The organism is Pantoea sp. 18069, assembly GCF_902706035.1.
Taxonomy (GTDB): Bacteria; Pseudomonadota; Gammaproteobacteria; order Burkholderiales; family Burkholderiaceae_C; genus Comamonas.
Window position 1 is genome coordinate 25,662 of sequence record NZ_CACSJA010000012.1, and the last position, 22,859, is coordinate 48,520.

The 22,859-nt window shown below is 65.9% G+C and carries 21 protein-coding genes; 17 read left to right on the forward strand and 4 right to left on the reverse strand.

The window, feature by feature from the left end; genetic code table 11:
* The first annotated feature begins 102 nt into the window (after positions 1 to 102).
* From GVL12_RS11410 to GVL12_RS11430, 5 genes are all read left to right on the forward strand, one after another.
* Positions 103 to 2,085 carry a DNA topoisomerase IV subunit B gene (locus tag GVL12_RS11410; RefSeq protein WP_159913953.1) on the forward strand — a complete coding sequence of 661 codons (1,983 nt, stop codon included), beginning with the start codon at positions 103 to 105 and terminating at the stop codon, positions 2,083 to 2,085.
* Positions 2,086 to 2,099: 14 nt separating this feature from the next.
* Entirely contained in the window at positions 2,100 to 2,966 is an 867-nt protein-coding gene (locus GVL12_RS11415) for a lytic transglycosylase domain-containing protein (RefSeq protein ID WP_159913955.1), read from the forward strand.
* On the forward strand, positions 2,963 to 5,305 hold the full coding sequence (gene parC, locus GVL12_RS11420) for a DNA topoisomerase IV subunit A (RefSeq protein ID WP_159913957.1): 2,343 nt from the start codon (positions 2,963 to 2,965) through the stop codon (positions 5,303 to 5,305). Before GVL12_RS11415 ends, parC begins: the two co-directional genes overlap by 4 nt.
* A 131-nt stretch (positions 5,306 to 5,436) precedes the next feature.
* Positions 5,437 to 5,679, forward strand: a complete 243-nt coding sequence (locus GVL12_RS11425) for a ribbon-helix-helix domain-containing protein (protein ID WP_200843688.1) — start codon at positions 5,437 to 5,439, stop codon at positions 5,677 to 5,679.
* A complete protein-coding gene (locus tag GVL12_RS11430) occupies positions 5,676 to 6,005 on the forward strand; it encodes a type II toxin-antitoxin system RelE/ParE family toxin (RefSeq protein WP_159913961.1) in 330 nt (109 codons plus the stop codon). The genes GVL12_RS11425 and GVL12_RS11430 overlap by 4 nt, the downstream gene beginning before the upstream one ends.
* Here GVL12_RS11430 and GVL12_RS11435 read toward each other — a convergent pair.
* Positions 6,002 to 6,460 carry a RidA family protein gene (locus GVL12_RS11435; RefSeq protein WP_159913963.1) on the reverse strand — a complete coding sequence of 153 codons (459 nt, stop codon included), beginning with the start codon at positions 6,458 to 6,460 and terminating at the stop codon, positions 6,002 to 6,004. The genes GVL12_RS11430 and GVL12_RS11435 overlap by 4 nt on opposite strands.
* A 144-nt stretch (positions 6,461 to 6,604) precedes the next feature.
* Here GVL12_RS11435 and GVL12_RS11440 point away from each other — a divergent pair, with 144 nt between their 5' ends.
* From GVL12_RS11440 to GVL12_RS11450, 3 genes are all read left to right on the forward strand, one after another.
* Complete coding sequence (locus GVL12_RS11440) at positions 6,605 to 9,172, forward strand: DNA internalization-related competence protein ComEC/Rec2 (RefSeq protein WP_200843689.1); 2,568 nt, start codon at positions 6,605 to 6,607, stop codon at positions 9,170 to 9,172.
* A gap of 113 nt (positions 9,173 to 9,285) precedes the next feature.
* Positions 9,286 to 10,770, forward strand: a complete 1,485-nt coding sequence (locus tag GVL12_RS11445; RefSeq protein WP_159913967.1) for a circularly permuted type 2 ATP-grasp protein — start codon at positions 9,286 to 9,288, stop codon at positions 10,768 to 10,770.
* Positions 10,764 to 11,720, forward strand: a complete 957-nt coding sequence (locus GVL12_RS11450; RefSeq protein ID WP_159913969.1) for an alpha-E domain-containing protein — start codon at positions 10,764 to 10,766, stop codon at positions 11,718 to 11,720. Before GVL12_RS11445 ends, GVL12_RS11450 begins: the two co-directional genes overlap by 7 nt.
* A gap of 231 nt (positions 11,721 to 11,951) precedes the next feature.
* Here GVL12_RS11450 and GVL12_RS11455 read toward each other — a convergent pair whose 3' ends face one another.
* The gene (locus GVL12_RS11455) at positions 11,952 to 12,224 is read right to left on the reverse strand and encodes a VF530 family DNA-binding protein (RefSeq protein ID WP_159913971.1); all 273 of its coding nucleotides are present in this window, start codon (positions 12,222 to 12,224) and stop codon (positions 11,952 to 11,954) included.
* Between the two features lie 101 nt (positions 12,225 to 12,325).
* Positions 12,326 to 12,802 (reverse strand): bacterioferritin, encoded by a 477-nt coding sequence (gene bfr, locus GVL12_RS11460; RefSeq protein ID WP_159913973.1) that lies wholly within the window; start codon positions 12,800 to 12,802, stop codon positions 12,326 to 12,328.
* A gap of 246 nt (positions 12,803 to 13,048) precedes the next feature.
* On the opposite strand from bfr, the gene ahpC reads away from it, so the two are divergent.
* The 4 genes from ahpC to GVL12_RS11480 all read left to right on the forward strand — a co-directional run bounded on the left by ahpC (position 13,049) and on the right by GVL12_RS11480 (position 17,161).
* Complete coding sequence (gene ahpC / locus GVL12_RS11465; RefSeq protein WP_159913975.1) at positions 13,049 to 13,612, forward strand: alkyl hydroperoxide reductase subunit C; 564 nt, start codon at positions 13,049 to 13,051, stop codon at positions 13,610 to 13,612.
* A 96-nt stretch (positions 13,613 to 13,708) separates the two neighbouring features.
* Positions 13,709 to 15,265 carry an alkyl hydroperoxide reductase subunit F gene (ahpF, locus tag GVL12_RS11470; RefSeq protein WP_159913977.1) on the forward strand — a complete coding sequence of 519 codons (1,557 nt, stop codon included), beginning with the start codon at positions 13,709 to 13,711 and terminating at the stop codon, positions 15,263 to 15,265.
* A 268-nt stretch (positions 15,266 to 15,533) separates the two neighbouring features.
* Positions 15,534 to 16,208: an RraA family protein gene (locus GVL12_RS11475; RefSeq protein WP_159913979.1), complete on the forward strand. Its 675-nt coding sequence runs from the start codon at positions 15,534 to 15,536 to the stop codon at positions 16,206 to 16,208.
* A complete protein-coding gene (locus tag GVL12_RS11480) occupies positions 16,205 to 17,161 on the forward strand; it encodes a D-2-hydroxyacid dehydrogenase (protein WP_159913981.1) in 957 nt (318 codons plus the stop codon). Before GVL12_RS11475 ends, GVL12_RS11480 begins: the two co-directional genes overlap by 4 nt.
* Before the next feature lie 34 nt (positions 17,162 to 17,195).
* On the opposite strand, the gene GVL12_RS11485 is transcribed toward GVL12_RS11480, so the two are convergent.
* Positions 17,196 to 18,119 carry a LysR family transcriptional regulator gene (locus GVL12_RS11485; RefSeq protein WP_235033853.1) on the reverse strand — a complete coding sequence of 308 codons (924 nt, stop codon included), beginning with the start codon at positions 18,117 to 18,119 and terminating at the stop codon, positions 17,196 to 17,198.
* A 177-nt stretch (positions 18,120 to 18,296) separates the two neighbouring features.
* On the opposite strand from GVL12_RS11485, the gene GVL12_RS11490 reads away from it, so the two are divergent.
* From GVL12_RS11490 to GVL12_RS11510, 5 genes are all read left to right on the forward strand, one after another.
* Positions 18,297 to 19,487 carry a pyridoxal phosphate-dependent aminotransferase gene (locus tag GVL12_RS11490; RefSeq protein WP_200843690.1) on the forward strand — a complete coding sequence of 397 codons (1,191 nt, stop codon included), beginning with the start codon at positions 18,297 to 18,299 and terminating at the stop codon, positions 19,485 to 19,487.
* Positions 19,488 to 19,675: 188 nt separating this feature from the next.
* The gene (locus tag GVL12_RS11495; protein ID WP_159913985.1) at positions 19,676 to 20,374 is read left to right on the forward strand and encodes an amino acid ABC transporter permease; all 699 of its coding nucleotides are present in this window, start codon (positions 19,676 to 19,678) and stop codon (positions 20,372 to 20,374) included.
* A gap of 2 nt (positions 20,375 to 20,376) precedes the next feature.
* A complete protein-coding gene (locus GVL12_RS11500) occupies positions 20,377 to 21,132 on the forward strand; it encodes an amino acid ABC transporter permease (protein WP_159913987.1) in 756 nt (251 codons plus the stop codon).
* A 23-nt stretch (positions 21,133 to 21,155) separates the two neighbouring features.
* Positions 21,156 to 21,917, forward strand: a complete 762-nt coding sequence (locus GVL12_RS11505; RefSeq protein WP_306770595.1) for an amino acid ABC transporter ATP-binding protein — start codon at positions 21,156 to 21,158, stop codon at positions 21,915 to 21,917.
* A gap of 43 nt (positions 21,918 to 21,960) precedes the next feature.
* The gene (locus GVL12_RS11510; protein ID WP_159913989.1) at positions 21,961 to 22,803 is read left to right on the forward strand and encodes a transporter substrate-binding domain-containing protein; all 843 of its coding nucleotides are present in this window, start codon (positions 21,961 to 21,963) and stop codon (positions 22,801 to 22,803) included.
* Positions 22,804 to 22,859: the final 56 nt, after the last annotated feature.

The following is a 22,859-nucleotide window of genomic DNA, read 5'->3' on the forward strand; positions in this document are numbered from 1 at the left end:
CTGGCTCGCACGCGGCTTCGCGGGGTGGCAGCACAGAGGTCGCAAGGCCATGCTGTCTGCCCATACAGCTTTTTCGATTGCGCAGCACTACAATCCCAGCCCATGGCAGCTAAACCTTCATCCTCCTCCACCAGCGCTTACTCCGAAGGCTCGATCCGCGTGCTCAAGGGCCTAGAGCCCGTCAAGCAGCGGCCGGGCATGTACACGCGTACCGACAACCCACTGCATATCCTGCAGGAAGTGGTGGACAACGCGGCCGACGAAGCCTTGGCCGGCTACGGCAAGAAAATCAAGGTCATCCTGCATGCCGACCATTCGGTCAGCGTGGAGGACGACGGTCGCGGCATTCCCTACGGCCTGCATCCCGAAGAAAATGCGCCCGTGATCGAGCTGGTGTTCACGCGCCTGCACGCGGGCGGCAAGTTCGACAAGGGCCAGGGCGGCGCCTACAGCTTTTCGGGCGGCCTGCACGGCGTCGGCGTTTCGGTGACCAATGCGCTGTCCACGCGCATGGAAGTCACGAGCTACCGCGACGGCCACAGCGCGCGCCTGGTGTTTTCCGCGGGCGACGTGATCGAGCCGCTGCAGACCCTGCCGCTGGCCAATGGCGAGCGCAAGCGCGGCACCACGGTGCGCGTCTGGCCCGACGCCAGGTATTTCGAAACCGCGCAGCTGCCCATGGGCGAGCTGGTCCATCTGCTGCGCAGCAAGGCCGTGCTGATGCCCGGCGTCACGGTGACCCTGGTCAACGAGAAGACCCGTGACACCCAGACCTGGCAGTACAAGGGCGGTCTGCGCGACTACCTGCAGCAGAGCCTGCACGGCGAGCCCGCGATTCCGCTGTTCGAAGGCGAAGGCTTCGCCGACCGCAACCACGACAGCTTTGCCGAAGGCGAAGGCGCGGCCTGGTGCGTGGCGTTCACCGAGGACGGCGCGCCGGTGCGCGAAAGCTACGTCAACCTGATTCCGACCACGGCCGGCGGCACGCATGAAAGCGGCCTGCGCGACGGTCTGTTCCAGGCCGTCAAAAGCTTCATCGACCTGCATTCGCTGCTGCCCAAGGGCGTCAAGCTGATGCCCGACGACGTGTTCGCGCGCGCCAACTACGTGCTCAACGCCAAGGTGCTCGATCCCCAGTTCCAGGGCCAGATCAAGGAGCGGCTGAATTCGCGCGACGCCGTGCGCCTGGTCTCGGGCTTCGTGCGCCCGGCGCTCGAGCTGTGGCTCAACCAGCATGTCGAGTGGGGCAAGAAGCTCGCCGAGCTCGCGATCAAGGCCGCGCAAAGCCGCCAGAAGGCCGGCCAGAAAGTCGAAAAGCGCAAGGGCTCGGGCGTGGCCGTGCTGCCCGGCAAGCTCACCGACTGCGAAAGCCGTGACCTCCTGCACAACGAAGTCTTCCTGGTCGAGGGCGACTCGGCCGGCGGCAGCGCGAAGATGGGCCGCGACAAGGAAACCCAGGCCGTGCTGCCGCTGCGCGGCAAGGTGCTCAACACCTGGGAAGTCGACCGCGACCGGCTGTTCGCCAACAACGAAATCCACGACATTTCGGTGGCCATCGGTGTCGATCCGCACGGGCCCAACGATTCTCCCGACCTGTCGGGCCTGCGCTACGGCAAGGTCTGCATCCTGTCGGACGCCGACGTCGACGGCTCGCACATCCAGGTGCTGCTGCTGACGCTGTTCTTTCGCCACTTCCCCAAGCTCGTCGAGGCCGGCCACATCCATGTGGCGCTGCCGCCGCTGTTTCGCGTCGACGTGCCCGCGCGCGGCAAGAAGCCCGCGGCCAAGGTCTATGCGCTGGACGACAGCGAACTCGCCGCGATCTTCGAGAAGTGCGCCAAGGACGGCGTGCCGCGCGAGAAGTGCCAGGTCAGCCGCTTCAAGGGCCTGGGCGAGATGAACGCCGAGCAGCTCTGGGACACCACGCTCAACCCCGACACGCGCCGCCTGCTGCCGGTGCAGCTGCTGAACATGGACTTTGCTGCGTCCGAAGGCGTGATCACCAAGCTCATGGGCAAGGGCGAGGCCGCGGCCCGCCGCGAGCTCATGGAACTGCATGGCGATGCCGTGGAAATCGACATCTGAAGAACCGGTAACGCATGCCCGGCATCGCCCGCTTCCTGCCACTGCCAGGCCGCAGCCTTGGCCGCCGCCTGCTGGCGGCAGGCCTGCTGTGCCTGGGGCTGGTCGCGGGCGCGGCGCGCGCCGATCTCTGGGCGTTTGTCGATGCGCAGGGCGTGACGCATTTCGCGGCCGAGCAGCTCGATGAGCGCTATGCGCTGTTCTTTCGGGGGCCGAGCTTCGACTCCGAGCGCGATATCGGGGGGGCGGCCCATGCCGGGGAGGACCCGGGTGCGACACTGGTCGTCCGGGCGCGCGTGCAGTCGTATTTCGACATCCTGCCGGCCTATAAAAGCGTGCGGCCGCACCTGCGCCGCGCGGCCGAGCGCAGCGGTGTCGACTATGCGCTGCTCAAGGCGGTGATTGCCACCGAGTCGGGCTTCGACGCGCACGCGGTCTCGCCCAAGGGCGCGCTGGGCCTGATGCAGCTGATGCCCGCGACGGCCGAGCGCTTCGGCGTTGCGGCCGCGGGCAGCCGCACGCTGGCCCAGCAACTGCACGATCCGGCCGTGAACGTGCCCGCGGGCGCGCGCTACCTGCGCCATCTGCTGGACCTGTTCGACGGCCGGCTGGACCTGGCGCTTGCGGCCTACAACGCGGGCGAAGGCGCGGTGCGCCGCGCGGGGCAGAAGATTCCGCCGTTCAAGGAAACCCAAAACTATGTGAAGACCGTGCTGGCGCTGTACCGCCAGCTCCAGCCGCTGGCGCCCGTCGCCGCGGCCTGGATGGCAGGGGCTGACGAGGCGCCGGCCGCCGGTACGCCGGCCGCACGATCTTCACGCATCCGCATGACGCTGCCTGCGGGCAGCGCGCGGGAGTCTTTCGACAAGAAACGAGAACAATGAGCGATCAAGATACTTTGGATCTGGCAGTGCAAGCCAATGGCGATGCGCTGGACCTCGGAACCTATGCGCAACGCGCCTACCTCGAGTACGCGCTGTCGGTGGTCAAGGGCCGGGCCCTGCCCGATGTCTGCGACGGCTTGAAGCCCGTGCAGCGGCGCATTCTCTATGCGATGGACCGCATGGGCCTGAGCTACTCGGGCAATACCGCGCCGCGCCCGGTCAAGAGCGCGCGCGTGGTCGGCGACGTGCTCGGCCGCTTTCACCCGCATGGCGACCAGTCGGCCTATGACGCGCTGGTGCGCATGGCCCAGGACTTCGCCCAGCGCTACCCGCTGGTCGACGGCCAGGGCAACTTCGGCAGCCGCGACGGCGACGGCGCCGCGGCCATGCGCTACACCGAGGCACGCCTGTCGAAGATCACCGGCCTGCTGCTCGACGAGATCGACGAGGGCACGGTCGACTTCGTGCCCAACTACGACGGCTCGACCCAGGAGCCGCGCCAGCTGCCCGCGCGCCTGCCGTTCAGCCTGCTCAATGGCGCCAGCGGCATCGCCGTGGGCCTGGCCACCGAAATCCCCAGCCACAACCTGCGCGAGATCGCCGACGCCTGCGTGGCGCTGATCAAGAAGCCGCAGCTGTCCCAGGCCGACCTCGCGCTGCTCGTGCCCGGCCCCGACTATCCCGGCGGCGGCCAGATCATCAGCAGCCCGGCCGACATCGCCGACGCCTACCGCACGGGCCGCGGCAGCCTCAAGGTGCGCGCGCGCTGGAAGATCGAGGAACTCGCGCGCGGCCAGTGGCAGATGGTGGTCACCGAGCTGCCGCCCGGCGTCTCGACGCAGAAGGTGCTCGAGGAGATCGAGGAGCTGTCCAACCCCAAGATCAAGACCGGCAAGAAGACGCTGACCCAGGACCAGCAGCAGCTCAAGGTCAACCTGCTGGCCGTGCTCGACGGCGTGCGCGACGAGTCGAGCAAGGATGCGCCGGTGCGCATCGTCATCGAGCCCAAGAGCGGCAAGGTGCGCCAGTCCGACCTGTCGCATATGCTGCTGGCCCACACCAGCCTCGAGACCTCGAGTTCGATCAATCTGACGATGATCGGCCTGGACGGCAGGCCGGTGCAAAAATCCCTGCTGCAGATGCTGCAGGAGTGGGTCGAGTTTCGCCAGGGCACGATCACGCGGCGCTCGCAGCACCGCCTGGCCAAGGTGCTCGACCGCGCCCACATCCTCGAAGGGCGGCAGATCGTGCTGCTCAACATCGACGAAGTGATTGCCATCATCCGCGAGAGCGACGAGCCCAAGGCCGCGCTGATCGAGCGCTTTGCGCTGTCGGAGCGCCAGGCCGAGGACATCCTCGAGATCCGCCTGCGCCAGCTCGCGCGGCTCGAAGCCATCAAGATCGAGCAGGAGCTCGCCGCGCTGCGCGAAAGCCAGGGCAAGCTCGAGGACATCCTGGGCAATCCGGCCACGCTGCGCCGGCTGATGATCAAGGAGATCGAAGCCGACGCCAAGCAGTTCGCCGATGCGCGCCGCACGCTGATCCAGGAAGAGAAGAAAGCCATTGCCGAGGTCAAGGTCGCCGACGAACCCGTCACCGTGGTGGTCTCGGAAAAAGGCTGGGTGCGCGCGCGCCAGGGCCATGGCCATGAGGCCGCGAGCTTCAGCTTCAAGGCCGGCGATGCGCTCTATGGCACCTTCGAATGCCGCACGGTCGACCAGCTGCTGGCGTTCGGCAGCAATGGCCGGGTCTATTCCGTGCCGGTGGCGCAGTTGCCCGGCGGGCGCGGTGACGGCCAGCCCGTGACCACGCTGGTCGAGCTCGAAAGCGGCACGCGGCTGCAGTACTACTTCGCGGGCCCGGCCCAGGCCTGCCTGCTGCTGGCCAGCTCGGGCGGCTACGGCTTCCTCGCCAATGTCGACAGCCTGGTCTCGCGCAACAAGGGCGGCAAGGCCTTTGTCAACCTGGCCGAAGGCGAAACGCTGTGCGCGCCGTCGCTCGCGAGCGGCGGCTCGGGCAGTGTCACCCCGCCGGCCGCCACCCATGTGGCCGTGGGCTCGGTCGGTGGCCGCATCCTGACGTTCGAGATCGGCGAGCTCAAGACCATGGGCAGCGCGGCGCGCGGCCTGATGCTGCTGGCGCTCGAAGCCGGCGACCAGCTTGCGGGCGCTGCGGCCTACACGCGCAGCATCCGCCTCGAGGGCATTGGCCGCGGCGGCAAGGCGCGCGACGAGACGCTGGAAATCCGCAGCCTCAACAACGCCCGCGGCAAGCGCGCAGGCAAGGGCAAGGCGGCTGATCTCGGCTTCAAGCCGGCGCGCGTTACGCGCGTGGAATGACGGCTGGCCCGATGAAGGGCCTGACCCAGGCCCGTTTGAAACCCCGCTCAAAGCGGGGTTTCGTCCATCGGGGGGAATGCAGCAACTTTGCCAAATTTTGCCAAAATCGCTAAGCTTGTGGCATGAGCACGATGAACATTTCCCTGCCCGAATCCCTCAAGTCCTTTGTCGACGAACAGGTCAGTCAGCGCGGTTATGGCACCAGCAGCGAGTACGTGCGCGAGTTGATCCGCAAGGACCAGGATCGTCTGCAACTGCGCGGCCTGCTGCTCGCGGGCGCGGCTTGTGCCCGGGCGGAGGCGGTCGATGGCGCCTACTTTGCCGGCCTGCGGGACCGTGTGCGCCAGCGCGCAAAGGCGGGCGCGCAAGAATGAAAGCCAAGCCCGTAGTCCCGCGCGAGCAGGCCTGCCGGGACGTTGACGAAGTGATTGCCCATTACCTGGATGAGCATGCGCAGGCTGCCGCGCTGGGCTTCATTGATGCGCTGGAGCAGGCCTATGCGCACATTGGTCGCCACCCCGGTACGGGGTCACCGCATTGGGCGCATGAACTCCAGCTGCCGGGTCTGCGGGCCCGGCCTTTGAGCCGTTACCCGCATGTGGTGTTCTATGTCGAGCGACACGACCATATCGATGTCTGGCGCGTGCTCCATGGCCAGCGCGACATTCCGGCGTGGATGTCGCAGGCCGAAGACCGTTAGGCCAGTTCCGCGATCAGCTCGATCTCCACGCAGGCGCCCATGGGAATCTGTGCCACGCCAAACGCGCTGCGCGCATGCTGGCCCTTGGTGCCGAAGACTTCGCCCAGCAGTTCGCTGCAGCCATTGGTGACCAGGTGCTGCTCGGTGAAGTCGCCAGTCGAGTTGACCAGGCTCATCACCTTGACGATGCGCTGCACGCGGTTGAGGTCGCCGCCGGCCGCATGCTGCAGCGTGCCCAGCAGGTCGATGGCCACGGCGCGCGCTGCCGCCTTGCCTTCTTCGGTGGTGATGTCGCGGCCCAGTTGGCCGGCCCAGACCTTGCCGTCCTTCTTGGCGATATGGCCGCTGAGGAACACCAGCGAGCCGGTCTGCACATAGGGCAGGTAGGCGGCGGCGGGCACGGCCAGCGCGGGCAGTTCGATCTGCAGTTCATTCAGCTTGTTGTAAACGCTCATCACGGTTTCCTTTGGCAAAAGATCAGGGAAATGGGGTCGTCCGCGAGTGTGACATAGGCCTGGCGCCGATAGCCACTGATGGGCGCAGGGGCAGCGTGGATGCGGGCTTGGCAGGGGAGGATGGCACTGGCTAGCATCTGCGCCATGCGCGCCGCGCTCCACCCCCTGTCGACCCCGGCTGCCGCCCTGCGGCCGCTGCGGCCGTGGTCTGGCTTTCAGGCGGCGCTCATTGGCCTGGTCGCGGGCGCGGCCTGGCAGGTCACGCAGCCCGCGCTGTGGCGCCCGGGCGGCTATGCGGGCCTGCTGCTCGCCGGCGTGGCGCTGGCCGGCGCGGCCTGGATCGCCAACCGCCGCACGCCCTGGGGTGTGGCCTGGCTGCTGTGCGCGCTTGCCGCTGCCTGTGCCATGGGCGCGGGCAGCGGGGTGCGCGCGCTCGCATTCCAGTCGCAGGCGCTGGACGCAGCGCTCGAAGGCCAGGATCTGCGCCTTACGGGGGTCGTTGCCGCGATGCCCGAACCCACGCCCTGGGGTACGCGCTTTCGCCTTGCGGTCGAGCATGCCGAGCGGCTTGCCAAAACGGATGCAGGGCAGGGCGCCCGGGTGCGGGTGCCGCCGCTGGTCGAGCTGAGCTGGCAGGGGCCGCGCGGCGGTGAGCGCGCATCTGCACAGATTGCGCCCATGCCGCTTGCGGCCGGCGAGCGCTGGTCCTTGACGGTGCGGCTCAAGGCCCCGCATGGACTGCGCAATCCCCATGGCTTTGACCAGGAGCTGTGGCTCTGGGAGCAGGGCGTGCAGGCCACGGGCTATGTGCGTGCGGGCAAGGCGCAGGCAAAGCCGCAGCGGCTCGCGCAGACCGGGCGCCATCCCGTCGCACGGCTGCGCCAGCACCTGCGTGATGCGGTCGTCGCGCCGCCGGCTGTGCCGCAGAGTCCGTCCTGGCAGCGTGCGCGTGGCGTGGTCGCGGCGCTGGTGGTGGGCGACCAGGGCGCGATCGCGCACAGCGACTGGGCGCTGTTTCGTGCGACCGGCGTGGCCCACCTGATGAGCATTTCGGGTCTGCACATCACGCTGTTCGCCTGGATCGCTGCGGCGGTGCTGGGCTGGGCCTGGCGGCGATCGGCGCGCTGCTGTCTGTGGCTGCCCGCGCCCACGGCCGCGCTGGTCGGCGGCGTGCTGCTGGCGCTGGCCTACGCGCTGCTCAGCGGCTGGGGGCTGCCCGCGCAGCGCACGGTCGCGATGCTGGCCGTGGTCGGTGGCCTGCGCCTGGCCGGCGCGCGCTGGCCCTGGCACCAGGTCTGGCTGCTCGCGCTCGCAGCGGTCGTGCTGGCCGACCCCTGGGCCCTGTGGCAGGCGGGTTTCTGGCTGAGCTTTGTCGCCGTTGGCGTGCTGTTTGCGGCGTCGGCGCGTACCGCGGCGGCGCACGAGGAAGGCGCGCCGAACGGCGAGAGAGCGCGCCCGCTGGCACTGCTGCGCGCGCGTTCTCTCGCGTTGCTGCGCACCCAGGCCGTGGTCACGCTCGCGCTCACGCCGCTGGGCGTGCTGCTGTTCGGCCAGGTCTCGCTGGTCGGGGTGGTGGCCAACCTGCTGGCCATTCCCTGGGTGACGCTGGTGGTCACCCCGCTCGCCCTGCTGGGCATGTGCTGGCCGCCGCTGTGGCAGCTGGCCACGATCTGCGTGCTGCCCCTGACCGCGGGACTGGCGTGGCTCGCGCAGCTCCCCGCGGCGCAGCTGTTCCTGCCCGCGGCACCGGTCTGGGCCGCGTTCGCTGCGGTCGCTGGCGGCATCTGGCTGGTGCTGCGCCTGCCCTGGCCCGTGCGGCTCATGGGGCTGCCGCTGCTGCTGCCGGCGCTGTGGTGGCAGCCCGCGCGGCCCGTGCATGGCAGCTTCACGCTGCTCGCGGCCGATATCGGGCAGGGCAATGCGGTGCTGGTGCGCACCCGGTCCCATAGCCTGCTCTACGACACCGGCCCGCGCTACGGCCCGGACAGCGATGCAGGCCAGCGGGTGCTGGTGCCGCTGCTGAGCGCGCTGGGCGCTCGCCTTGATGTGCTGATGCTCAGCCATGGTGACAGCGACCACGTTGGCGGCGCGGCGTCCGTGCTGCGCGCGCAGCCCCAGGCCGCGCTGCGCGGCGCGATCAGCCCCGAATGGCCGGTGGCTGTGCAGCGTTCGGCCACGGCCTGCGCTGCGGGCCAGCGGTGGTCATGGGATGGCGTGGCCTTCGAAGTGCTGCATCCATTGCCGGCCACGGCCGATGCGCCGGCGCCTGCGGCGCGGAGACAGCGGCGGCGGCCGGCCCAGGCCGTGCCCAATGCGCACAGCTGCGTGTTGCGCATCGTCGCCGCCAATGGCGCCGCGGCCCTGCTCGCGGGCGATATCGAGCGCGCGCAGGAGGCCGCGCTGCTGGCGCAGCGCGCGCCACTGCGCGCCGACTGGCTGCTGGTGCCGCACCATGGCAGCAAGACGTCGTCGAGCGCCGACTGGATTGCCGCCGTCGCGCCGCGCCATGCGCTGGTGCAGGCCGGCTACCGCAACCGCTACGGCCACCCCGCAGCGCCGGTGGTGCAGCGCTACCGCGCGCAGGGCGTGAACGTGGTGACCAGCGCGGCCTGTGGCGCCGCGCAGTGGTCGTCGGCGCAGCCACAGCGCCTGGACTGCGAGCGCGCGCTGCGCCTGCGCTACTGGCAGACGGGCGATGGCCGGAAAAATTGATCTGCGGCGAGCGTCAACATCCTCTTGCGCGCTGGGTACACTGAAGCGCCAGGCAAGCGCGCAGCCGTATCGGGCCCGAAGCTTGCTTGGTTGGACGGCAGGAGGCTCCGCTGATGCAAAGATTCGACGAAATGTATGCAACCACGCCCTTTGAGGGCAGTGATGTTCGACCGCATTACAAAGACTACCGCCAATGGCTTGCACGCCAGCCCGGCGCGGCCATGCAGGCACGGCGCGCCGAGGCGGAAATGATTTTCCGCCGGGTCGGCATCACTTTTGCCGTCTACGGCGCAAAGGATGAGGGCGGGGTCGGCCGGGAGCGGCTGATTCCGTTCGACCTGATACCGCGCATCATTCCGTCCCAGGAATGGTCGCACCTGCAGCGCGGCCTGGTGCAGCGCGCGACGGCGCTCAACCGCTTCATCCACGACGTCTACCATGACCAGGAGATCCTGCGCGCGGGCATCGTACCCGCCGATCTGGTGCTCGAGAATGCCCAGTACCGCCCGGAAATGGCCGGTGTCAAGGTGCCCGGCGACATCTATGCGCAGATCGCGGGCATCGACATCGTGCGTGCCGCGAATGCCGACGGCGCAGGTGAATATTTTGTGCTCGAGGACAATCTGCGCGTGCCTTCGGGTGTGTCCTACATGCTCGAAAACCGCCGCATGATGATGCGGCTGTTTCCCGAGCTGTTCGCCCAGCATGCGGTGGCGCCGGTCGCGCATTACCCTGACCTGCTGCTCGACACGCTGCGCGCCGTGGCGCCCGCGAGCGCACCCGAGCCGACGGTGGTGGTGCTCACGCCGGGCATGCACAACAGTGCCTATTTCGAGCATGCCTTCCTGGCCCAGCAAATGGGCGTGGACCTGGTCGAAGGCCAGGATCTGGTGGTCGAGCAGGACACGGTGTTCAAGCGCACGACACGCGGGCTGCGCCGCGTCGACGTGATCTACCGGCGCCTGGACGACGATTTTCTCGACCCCGAAGTGTTCCGCGAGAGCTCGACGCTGGGCTGCCCCGGCCTGATGCGCGCCTATCGCGCGGGCAATGTGGCGATCTGCAATGCGGTCGGCACCGGCGTGGCCGACGACAAGTCGGTCTACCCCTACGTGCCCGACATGATCCGCTTCTACCTGGGCGAGCAGCCGCTGCTGTCGAACGTGCCGACCTGGATGTGCCGCAAGAGCGACGATCTGCGCTATGTGCTCGACCACCTGCATGAGCTCGTCGTGAAGGAAGTGCATGGCGCGGGCGGCTACGGCATGCTGATCGGCCCGGCCGCGACGCGCGCCGAGATCGAGGATTTCCGGCGCGCGCTGCTGGCCAATCCCGCGGGCTACATCGCCCAGCCGACGCTGAGCCTGTCGAGTTGCCCGACCTATGTCGAAAGCGGCATTGCGCCGCGCCACATCGACCTGCGGCCCTTCGTTCTCAGCGGCAAGACCGTGAAGATGGTCGCCGGCGGGCTCACGCGCGTGGCCTTGCAGGAAGGCTCGCTGGTGGTCAACTCATCGCAAGGCGGGGGGACCAAGGACACCTGGGTACTCGAAGGCGCGGAGGACTCCGGCCTCGCGCAAGGGAGCGTTGCATGCTGAGCCGTACCGCCGACCATCTTTTCTGGATGTCCCGCTATGTCGAGCGCGCCGAAAACACGGCACGTCTGCTGAGCGTGGCCTATGACACTTCGATGCTGCCGCAGGCGCCGGGACAGGCGCGCAAGGCCTGGCAGGGCGTGCTGTCGATCAGCGAACTCGTGCCCGCCTATCAGGCCTTGCACGATGAGGTGACGCGCGACAAGGTGCTGCACTTCCTGGTGCGTGACGAGAGCAACAGCGCGTCCATCGTGTCCTGCCTGCGGTCCGCGCGCGAAAACGCGCGTGCGGTGCGCGGCACGCTGACCACCGAAGTCTGGGAAACGCATAACCAGACCTGGCTTGAAGTCGGTAGGCAGCTCGATCACGGTGCGTTCGAGCGCGATCCCGCGCAATTCTTCGAATGGGTCAAGGACCGTTCGCACCTGTCGCGCGGCGTCACGCAAGGCACCATGCTCCAGGACGAGGCCTACCACTTCCTGCGCCTGGGCACCTTCCTCGAGCGCGCGGACAATACCGCGCGCCTGCTGGATGTGAAATTCCACGCGCTCGAGCGCGAATACCACGGCAGCGCGCGCGGCAACGGTGACGTGCAGTTCGACTTCTACCACTGGAGCGCGCTGCTGCGCAGCGTCTCGGCGTTCGAGGTCTACCGCAAGGTCTACCGCGACGTGATCACGCCCGAGCGCGTGGCCGAACTGCTGATGCTGCGCGCCGACATGCCCAGGTCGCTGCTGGCCAGCATGCAGGAGGTGGTGGCCAACCTGGCGCTGGTGGCGAACGAGCAGTCGGGCGAAACCCAGCGCAAGGCGGGGCGGCTGCTTGCTGACCTGCGCTATGCGCGCATCGACGAAATCCTCGCGACCGGGCTGCACGCCTATCTCACGCAGTTCCTCGAGCGCGTCAATGCGCTGGGCGCGGATATCAGCCGGGATTTTCTGGTGCCGAGTTGACTGAAGCACCCCCTGAGCCGCTCACGCCGGATGGCCGGCCCCGTCTCCCCCCTCTCATCCTTCGGTGGAGGGGGGCGCCCGGCTAGGGGCTGCAGCCTCGCTGCGGGGCGGCCCTTGCTCGCTGCCCCTGGCCTTTGAGTCGCGCCAGTTTTATCCAGCGCGCGCAGGACAAGCACCAAGTAAACGCCGCGCTATTTCCACTTGCCTTTCAAGTTGACGATTTACCTCGCTTCAGCGGTTCGCGCCCGCGCGCCGCTGTTCGCGCAGCATGAACAGATAGAGGCCTTCGACCTTCTCGCGCGCCCAGGGTGTCTGGCGCAGGAACTTGAGGCTGGAGTTCACGCTGGGCTGGCTCTGGAAGCAGCGTATAGGCACCAGCCGTGCGAGCTCTTCCCAGCCGTAGTGGGCGTGCAAGGCTTCGACAATGGCGGCCAGTGTCATGCCGTGCAAGGGGTTGTTGGTTTGCTTGGCGGGTGCGGGGGGCGTCTCGGGCGGATTCTGCATGGGGGCGAGCATAGCGAGATTGGCCGGCTGCGTCGCATTCAGGGACAAGCAGGCGGAAAAAAAGCGGGCCAGGCCCGCTTTCAATCTCTGCTGCGAAAACCTTATTCCAGCTCGCCCATTTGGGACTGCAGATAGTTCTGCACGCCGACCTTCTCGATCAGGTCGAGCTGGGTTTCGAGGAAGTCGATGTGCTCTTCGGTGTCGTCGAGGATCTTTTGCAGCAGGTCGCGCGAAACGTAGTCGCGCACGGATTCGCAGTGGGCAATGCCGTCCTTGATGGTCTGCTGCGCGCCCAGTTCGAGGCGCAGGTCGCAGGCCAGGCATTCGGGCACGTCTTCGCCGATCTGCAGCTTGCCCAGGTCCTGCAGGTTGGGCAGGCCGTCGAGCGTGAAGATGCGGTCCATCAGCCAGTCGGCATGCTTCATCTCGCCGATCGACTCTGCGTATTCCTTCTTCGCCAACTTGTCGAAGCCCCAGTGCTTGTACATGCGGTAGTGCAGGAAGTACTGGTTGATGGCCGTGAGCTCATTCTTCAGTTGTGCCTGCAGGTGGGCAATGGCTTGTAAATCGCCTTTCATGGGGAACTCCTTCGCTTGTGTGAATGCTCCGATTGTCGCTGTTCACGGCAGGGTTGTAAGGGCTTGTCCCTGCTCATCCGGTCTGTCTGCGTTTGATGATGACTCGTGTTCGCGTTGTCGAGCTATGGGCTGTGACATTCGATAGTCAAATTAAATTAACATAATAAAGTCAATTGATTGGATATATCCCGTGGAAGCTCTAAACTTCATACCTGTGTTCAGTCGCATCACTTAAAGGAAGCAACCATGTCCGTTATCAATACCGAAATCAAACCTTTCAAGGCCAGCGCTTTCAAGGCCGGCAAGTTCATCGACATCACCGAAAAGGACGTGCTGGGCAAGTGGGCTGTGTTCGTTTTCTACCCCGCCGACTTCACTTTCGTCTGCCCCACCGAACTGGGCGACGTCGCTGACCATTACGCAGAATTCCAGAAGATGGGCGTGGAGATCTTCTCCGTGTCCACCGACACGCACTTCGTGCACAAGGCCTGGCACGATGCCTCGGAAACCATTGCCAAGATCCAGTACACCATGATCGGCGACCCGACCATGGCCATCTCGAACAACTTCGAAGTCCTGCGCGCTGACCAGGGCCTGGCCAACCGCGGCACCTTCATCATCGACCCCCAGGGCGTGATCCAGGCCGTGGAAATCACCGCCGAAGGCATTGGCCGTGATGCCACCGAACTGCTGCGCAAGGTCAAGGCTGCCCAGTACGTCGCCGCCCACCCCGGTGAAGTCTGCCCCGCCAAGTGGCACGAAGGCGAAGCCACGCTGGCTCCTTCGCTGGACCTGGTCGGCAAGATCTAAGTAAATGCCCCTGAAAAAGCCCGGGGCGACCTGGGCTTTTTTTGAAGTATTTGAACAATAGCTATCAATAATAAATTTCAGTAGGATTTGACTATCATGCTCGACGCCAACCTCAAGGCCCAACTCAAGGCATACCTCGAACGGGTGCAAAAGCCCATTGAAATCGTCGCCACGCTCGACGACGGCAAGGCGTCTGGCGAAGTCAAGTCCCTGCTCGCCGACCTGGTCGCGCTCAGCGACAAGATCACCGTGATCGAGAACAATGCGGCCGATGTGCGCAAGCCCTCGTTCCTCATCACCAACCCCGGCGTGGACACCGGCCTGCGTTTTGCGGGCGTGCCCCTGGGCCATGAATTCACCTCTTTGGTGCTTGCGCTGCTGCAAGTCGGCGGCCACCCGTCGAAGGAATCGGCCGAACTGCTCGAGCAGATCCGCGGCATCGACACGCCGCTGCACTTCGAGACCTATTACTCGCTGTCGTGCCACAACTGCCCCGATGTGGTGCAGGCGCTGAACCTGATGAGCGTGCTCAACCCCAAGATCACCCACACGGCGATCGACGGCGGCCTGTTCCAGAGCGAAGTCGAGTCGCGTGAAATCATGGGCGTGCCCACGGTGTTCGTCAACGGCGAACGCTTCGGCCAGGGCCGCATGGAACTCGCCGAGATCGTCGCCAAGGTCGACAGCGGTGCATCGGCGCGCGAAGCCGCGAAGATCAGCGCCAAGGATGCGTTCGACGTGCTGATCGTCGGCGGCGGCCCTGCGGGCGCGGCCGCAGCCGTCTATGCGGCGCGCAAGGGCATCCGTACCGGCATTGCCGCCGAACGCCTGGGCGGCCAGGTGCTCGATACCGTGGACATCGAGAACTTCATTTCGGTGCAGAAGACCGAAGGCCCGCAGTTCGCGGCGGCGCTCGAGCGCCATGTGCGCGACTATGAAGTCGACATCATGAACCTGCAGCGCGCCAAGGCGCTGGTGCCGGCCAAGGAAGAGGGCGGGCTGATCACGGTGGAACTCGAGTCGGGAGCGACGCTGCAGTCGAAGACCGTGATCCTGTCGACGGGCGCGCGCTGGCGCAACATGAACGTGCCCGGCGAAGAGCAGTACCGCACCAAAGGCGTGACCTACTGCCCGCATTGCGACGGCCCGCTGTTCAAGGGCAAGCCCGTGGCCGTGATCGGCGGCGGCAACTCGGGCGTGGAAGCCGCGATCGACCTGGCCGGCCTGGTCAAGCATGTGACGCTGCTCGAGTTCGGCGCGGAACTGCGCGCCGATGCGGTGCTGCAAAAGAAGCTGCGCAGCCTGCCCAACGTTCACATCATCGTGAACGCCGAGACCACGCAGGTCAACGGCGACGGCAAGAAGGTCACGGGGCTGACCTACAAGGACCGTGTGTCCGGTGAAGTCAAGGACGTGGCGCTCGAAGGCATCTTCGTGCAGATCGGCCTGCTGCCCAACACCGACTGGCTCAAGGGCACGGTCGAGCTCACGCGCTTCGGTGAAATCATCATCGACGCCAAGGGCCACACCAATGTGCCCGGCGTGTTCGCCGCGGGCGACTGCACCGATGTGCCGTACAAGCAGATCGTGATCGCCGCCGGCGCGGGCGCCACGGCCGCGCTGTCGGCCTTCGATCACCTGATCCGCCATTGACTTGGCTGCCCGGCACGGGCAGCAGAAGAGAAAAAGGGATTGCATGGCAATCCCTTTTTTGCGTCTGCCGGACTCGGCAGGGTGTTTGAAGAATCTCCAAAAGCGATGCGAAACGAGAACATAAATTCGCTTTTTTTCCGTAGTCACATTTCCTACACTTTTGTTGCCTCTTTGGAAAAACGCGCCTTTGGGCCTTTGCGAAGGCCAGGGGCCTTTCGATACGCTGCGTTGCAACGGCTCGAACCACCGAATACGAAAGTCAATGGAAATGATCGGATTTCAAATTTGCAGTCTCACCCGCCGGGTGGATTCCAGGATCGTCGAGGCGTTTCGCCTGCTGCCGGTGGCGAATGTCAGCGACTGCATGTCGCGCATGACCGCGGGCGGAGCGCAGCTGCGGCCCTACCATTCCAAAGGCGTGCTCGCCGGGCCGGCGTTCACGGTGAAGACGCGCCCCGGCGACAACCTCATGATCCACAAGGCGCTGCAGCTGGCCCAGCCCGGCGATGTGATCGTCGTGGACGGCGGCGGCGACGTCACCAATGCGCTGATCGGCGAGCTGATGGTGAACACCGCCATCCAGCGCGGCCTGGCCGGCTTCGTGATGAACGGCGCGATCCGCGATGTCGACGCGATCGGCGCGGGCACCTTCCCCGTCTATGCCGCGGGCGTGACGCACCGCGGCCCCTACAAGGACGGACCGGGCGAGATCAACGTGCCGATAGCGCTCAACGGCATGGTGGTGAACCCGGGTGATCTGATCCTGGGCGATGCCGACGGCCTGCTGTGCGTGCCCTTGGCCGACGCGGAAACACTCCTCCAGGCCACGCTGGGCAAGCAGGAGCTGGAGCAGGTGATGATGCGCGACATCAAGCAGGGCACGCTGGACAACACCTGGATAGACGCGACGCTCAAGCGCCTGGGCGTCGAGGTTGCGGCATGAAGATCCGCTTTCTCGACCGCGCCACGCTGTGCCCGCAGACCGTGTTGCGCGCGCCCGGGTTTGCGCACGAGTGGGCGGTGTTCGAGCAGACTGCGCCCGAGCAGGTCGCCGAACGCATTGCCGATGCCCAGATCGTCATCGTCAACAAGGTCAGGCTCACGCGCGCGGTGATTGAAGCCGCGCCAAGGCTGCGCATGGTGGCCGTGGCGGCCACGGGCACCGACAACGTCGACATCGCGGCCTGCCGCGAGCGCGGCATCGTGGTCAGCAACATCCGCAACTACGCGGTCCACACCGTGCCCGAGCACACGTTTGCGCTGATCTTCGCGCTGCGCCGCAGCATCTGCGCCTACCGCGATGCGGTGCGCGCGGGCCGCTGGATCGAGGCCGACCAGTTCTGCTTCTTCGACTACCCGATACGCGATCTGGCCGGCGCCACGTTGGGCATCATTGGCGACGGCGTGCTCGGCCAGGCCGTTGCCAGCGTGGGCCGGGCGCTGGGCATGCGCGTGCTGTTTGCGGGCCACAAGGGCGTGTCGGGCCAGGGCGCCCTGTACACGCCGTTCGAGCAGACGCTGGCGCAGGCTGACGTGCTCACGCTGCATTGCCCGCTCACGCCCGCGACGCGCCACATGATTGGTGCGCGCGAGTTCGCGCTGATGCACCGGCGCCCCCTGCTGATCAACACCGCGCGCGGCGGACTGGTCGATGAAGAGGCCGTGGGCGCGGCGCTCGATGCCGGGCAGATCACCGGTGCCGCGTTCGATGTGGTCTCGGTCGAGCCGCCGGCGCTGGACCATCCGCTGATGCAATTGACCGCGCGCCCCGACTTCATCCTCACGCCGCATGTGGCCTGGGCGAGCGAGCAAGCCATTCAGACACTCGCGGACCAGCTCGTCGACAACATCGAGGCCTTCGAGCGCGGCGAGCCCCAAAATATCGTCGGCCCCTGAGCGGGCCTCGCCGTGAACGCTGACGCGGACAGCGTCAGCGGTTTGCGCGCCGGGGTTCGCTGATCTGAAACGCGCGCGAGAAGTCGCAGCATTCCTGCGCCAGCCGCACGATGGAGGAGATCAGCGTGCTGCGCTGGTCGCTCTTGTACGCCGCCACGTAGTGCGTCTTGGGCAGCGCGGGCGTGACCTTGAGCAGCTCCAGATAGTTGGCGTGCAGCAGCGGCTCCACGCACTGCCTGGGCAGGTAGCTGAAGCCCAGGCCCGAGACCGTCATGCCGATGATGGCCAGCAGGCTGTTGCAGACAATGGTGTTGGTGGGCTGCATGTTCACCGAACCCAGCCACTGGTTGTAGAGCACGCCGGTGCCCGACTTGTCGCCCTGGGTCAGGAACGTGTGCGACGACAGATCGTGCAGCCGCCGCACCTTGATGCCGTCGAAAGTCCCGGGCTTGCACATCCAGGCGTTTTCCACCACGCCCAGGCGCTTGAGCGTGAAGCGCTCGTCCTTGCAGGTGTCGGGCACGAAGGCCACGTCGACCTCGTTGGCCAGCAGCTTGTCGCGCAGCATCATGCTCAGGTCCACATCGGGCTCCAGCACGACCTTGGGATGGTGCTCGCGCACCAGCTCCACCAGGCGCGGCAGCCAGGTCATCGCGGTGAGCTCGGTCACGCCTATGCGCAGGCGGCGCACCACTTCCTGCGACGAGGCGAACTGGTGCATCGCCGCATCGCGCTGCTCCAGCAGGCGCCTGGCGACCACATACATTTCCTCGCCTTTTTCGGTGAGCCGCGAGGTACGCTGCGTGCGATCGAACAGCGGCGTGGCGAACAGTGCCTCGAGCTCCTGCACGCGCTTGGAGATCGCCGACTGCGTGGTGTGCAGCTTGGCTGCGGCCTGCGAGAAACCGCCGAGCTGGGTGACCCAGTAGATCGCCTCCAGCTGCTTGAAAGTCATCATGAAAGACCTCGGAAGTAGCGTGCACAAAATCGAAAAATGTCATGCGATTTTATGCATAAATATCGCTTTTATTTGTTTTCATATGCATCAAGAATCCGATGGACGCTCACCTTCCATCGGTGAGTCACATTCATCATGTAAAGGACTTCCATCTTGTTCTCAGAACGTCTTGCCGCTGTGAAAACCTCGCCCAGCATGGCGGCCAAAGCCAAGGTCGATGCACTGCGCGCCCAGGGCCACAAGGTGATCGACTTCACCATCGGAGAGCCCGATTTCGACACCGCGCCGCACATCATCGAAGGCGGCATCCAGGCACTCAGGACCGGCCACACGCGCTACACCGCATCGGCGGGCACGCCTGCGCTGCGCGCGGCCATCGTGCGCAAGCTCGAGCGCGAAAACCAGCTGCGTTTCAGCCCCGAGGAAATCGTCGTCGGCTGCGGCGCCAAGCACATCATCTACAACGCCTTTGCGGCGTCCCTGAACGAGGGCGATGAGGTGATCGTGCCCGCACCATTCTGGGTCTCGTATCCCGACATGGTGGCGCTGCAGGCGGCCCAGCCGGTGATCGTGCCGTGCGACGAGGCCAGCGGCTTCAAGCTCTCGCCCGAGGCGCTGGCCGCGGCCATCACGCCGCGCACGCGCTGGCTGATCCTGAACACGCCCAACAATCCCAGCGGCGCGGTCTATTCACACGCGGAGCTGGCGGCGCTGTGCGAGGTACTGCGCGCCCACCCCCAGGTCTGGCTGCTCACCGACGAGATCTACGAGCACTTCGTCTACGGCGGCGCGCGCCATGTCTCGCCGCTGAGCGTCGCGCCCGATCTGCGTGCGCGCACGCTGCTGGTCAATGGCCTGTCCAAGGCCTACGCCTTCACGGGCTGGCGCATTGGTTACGGCGCAGGCCCGGTGGAGCTGATCAAGCGCATCAATTTGCTGCTCACACAAAGCACCACCTGCGCCAGCGCCGTGAGCCAGGAGGCAGCGGTGGTGGCGCTCGATGGCCCGCAGGACTGCGTGGTCGAGGGCGCGCTATTGTTCGCGTCGCGCCGCGACCGCGTGATGCAATTGATCGCACAGATTCCGGGCCTGAGCTGCGTATGCCCCGCAGGCGCGTTCTACGCGTTCATCAATGTGCGGCAACTGTTCGGCCGCATCACGCCGGCGGGCCGAGAAATCCGCAGCGACGTGGACGTGGTGAACCTGTTCATCGAGCAGGCCGGCGTGGCGGTGATCGACGGCACTTCCTATGGCTGCCCGGGCTTCTTGCGGCTGTCGTTTGCCACATCGATGGAGCAGCTGGAAGCCGGTCTTGCCGCGATTGCCCAAGCCGTCGCAGCGTGCAAGACTGGCATGGAAGATGCGTGAAAGACAGGCCGGCGCGCATGCTCCGGCCTGTCTTTTGTCCGCCCCCAATCCGCAAGTCCGCAGCGCGCGCGTGAGTGACTTCATCAACCATCCCGGATGAGAAATTTCATGAGAATTCCCTTTGCATTCCACCCATTCCGATACGGCTCGATGACGCTGCGCGCGCCCCGGACAGCAAAGGCCGTGGCATGAGCATAGCGCTGGACTACACGCTGTTTTCCGACCCCCAGTTCCTGGCGCAGGTCGGCAAGGGCTTGATCAACACCATCGAGCTGGCGGTGTTCGCCTTTGCGCTGGCGATGACGATGGCGGTGGTCATCGCCGTGATGCGCATGAGTACCAACCGGCTGTGCGTGGCGGTGGCCGCGGCCTATGTCGAGTACCACCAGAACGTGCCGCTGCTGGTGCATATCTTTCTCTGGTACTTCGGCGTTGCCGCCGTCTTGCCGGCCGACGTGCAGCAGTGGATCAACGCGAACAACAGCGAATTCATCTTTGCCTTCATCGGCGTCGGGCTGTGCCTGGGCGGCTACATGTCGGAGGACCTGCGCGGCGGCATACGCTCGATTCCCACTGCGCAGCTCGAGGCTTCGCGCGCGCTGGGCCTGTCGTATCTGCAGGCCTGCCGCCTGGTGATCCTGCCGCAGGCGGTGCGCGTGGCGATGCCGCCGCTGGTCAACCACACGGTGCTGCTGTTCAAGAACACCAGCCTGGCGATGACGATAGGCGTGGCCGAGCTCACCTACGTGACCAAGGAAGTGGAAAGCCAGACCTTCAAGACCTTCGAGGTCTACCTCGCCTCCACCGTCATCTATCTCGCGCTCTCGCTGGTCCTCATGTGGGGTGGCGCATTGATCGAACACCGCACGCGCATCCGGGCCCGCTGACCATGAACGACATCCTGCATATCATTTCCGACAACTGGCTGCTGCTGCTGATCGGCCAGTATCCGCACGGCCCGCTCGGCGGCCTGGCGGTGACGCTGCTGCTCTCGGTGCTGGGCATCGCGTTCGCGTTTCCGCTGGGCGTGGCGCTGGCGCTGTGCCGCCTGAGCCCTTTGCGGTTCCTGCGCTACCCGGCGACCGCCGTGGTCTATGTGGTGCGCGGCGTGCCGCTGATCATGTTCATCTTCTGGACGTATTTCATCGTGCCGCAGATCCTGGGCCGCCCGGTCGCGGGCTTCACCACGATGCTGGTGACGCTGGTGATCTACCAGTCGGCCTACCTGGCCGAGATCGTTCGCGCCGGCATGACGGGCCTGCCCAGCGGGCAGACCGAAGCGGCGCGCGCCATCGGCCTGAACTACATGCAGACCACCTTCAAGGTGCTGCTGCCCCAGGCCATCTACAACATGGTGCCGGCCATCATTTCGCAGTTCGTCTCCAGCATCAAGGACACGGCGCTGGGCTATGTGATCAGCGTGAACGAGCTGACGTTCGCCGGCAGCCAGATCAACGCGACGCTGCTGACCATGCCGTTCCAGGTCTACATCCTGCTGGCCGCCATCTACTTCGTCGTGTGCTCGGCGCTCACGCAGCTGGCGCGCAAGCTGGAGCAGCGCATTGCACGCCGGCGCGCCGGCCACGGGCCCGCCCGGGCTGCGGCAGGGGGTGGCGCGGTGGCGCGGCAGCCGGTCAAGGTTTAAGGAATACGGAAAGAAAAATCCCCATGAGCAATGCAAAAGAGTCCTCCGGTCAGCCCATGATTTCCTTCAAGAACGTGCACAAGTGGTATGGCGACTACCACGCGCTCAACGACATCAGCGCCCAGGTCAACAAGGGCGAGGTGATCGTGGTCTGCGGGCCTTCGGGTTCGGGCAAGTCCACGCTGATCCGCACGGTGAACCGGCTCGAGCCCATCCAGAAAGGCCACATCGAGTTCGACGGCCAGGACGTCTACTCGCCCAAGCTGGACATCAACAAGTTCCGCGCGCATGTGGGCTTCGTGTTCCAGAGCTTCAACCTCTTTCCACACCTTTCGGTGACGGAGAACATCGAGCTTGCGCCCGTGACCGCGCTGCGCGAAAAGCGCAGCAGTGCGCGCGAGCGCGCGTTGCAGTTGCTCGACCGCGTGGGCCTGGCGAACAAGGCCTCGGCCTATCCCGGCCAGCTCTCGGGCGGCCAGCAGCAGCGCGTGGCGATCGCGCGTGCGCTGGCAATGAACCCGCCCGCAATCCTGTTCGATGAGCCCACCAGCGCGCTCGACCCCGAAATGGTGGGCGAGGTGCTGCAGGTGATGAAGCAGCTGGCGCGCGACGGCATGACCATGATGTGCGTGACGCACGAGATGAACTTCGCGCGCGAAGTGGCCGACCGCGTCTGGTTCATGGACCACGGCGCGCTGATCGAGTCGGACACGCCGCAAGCGTTCTTCAGCAACCCCCAGTCAGAGCGTGCGCAGCGTTTTCTGAACGACCTGCGCGCGCATTGAGATCCCCCGGCGATTCATTCCATTTTCAAACCAAGGAAACACCATGCCTTCCACTTCCCGTCTGCTGCCTGTACTGATCGCTGCCGCCTGTCTGGGCACGGTGGCCCATGCCGATCAACTCGACAGTATCAAAGCCAAGAAAACGCTGGTGTGCGGCACGTTTGGCGCGATCGCGCCGTTCGGCTACCCCGATCCCAAGACGCGCGAGACCATTGGCTCCGACGTGGAGCTGTGCCATGCCGTCGCCAAGGAAATGGGGCTGGCCGCGCAAGTGCGTGGCTTTCCCGTGGGCGTGCATATTCCCGAGCTGAAGCTGGGCCACATCGACATCATCATCGCCAACATGGGCTACACCAGGACCCGTGCGGAGCAGGTCGAGTTCAGCCACGCCTACAACGTCGGCAAGGAAGTCGCGCTGGCCAACACCGCCTCCGGCCTGAAGACGCTGGCCCAGCTCGACGGCAAGAAGATCAGCGCGACCAAGGGCTCGACGTCCGAGACCGCGATCAAGCTGCGCCTCAAGGGCGCAACGCCGCTGACCTACCAGGACGCGTCGTCGGCCTTTCTCGCGCTGCAGCAGGGCAAGGTCGACGCGTTCGTGATCAACAACGTGTCGGCGGCCGCGTTCGCGCTGCAATCGCAAAAGGGCGCCAGGCCCGCCGCGGTGATAGAGGAAGAGCTGTACGTCCAGCCGGTCGCCATCGGCATGAACAAGGGCGAGACCGCGCTGATCAACGAGATCAACGCCGTGCTGGGCAAGCTCGAAGCCAGCGGCTACATGGACCAGCACTGGAACAAGTGGTTTGGCGAAGGCTCGGACTACAAGCTCAAGCGCCCCTACAAGGTCACGGCGATCAAAGACATCCCGTTCGAACCGCTGCCCTGAATGGATGTCCATGATCCAGCTGCCGATGGTCCGCGCGGACCATAGGCCCTTGAATG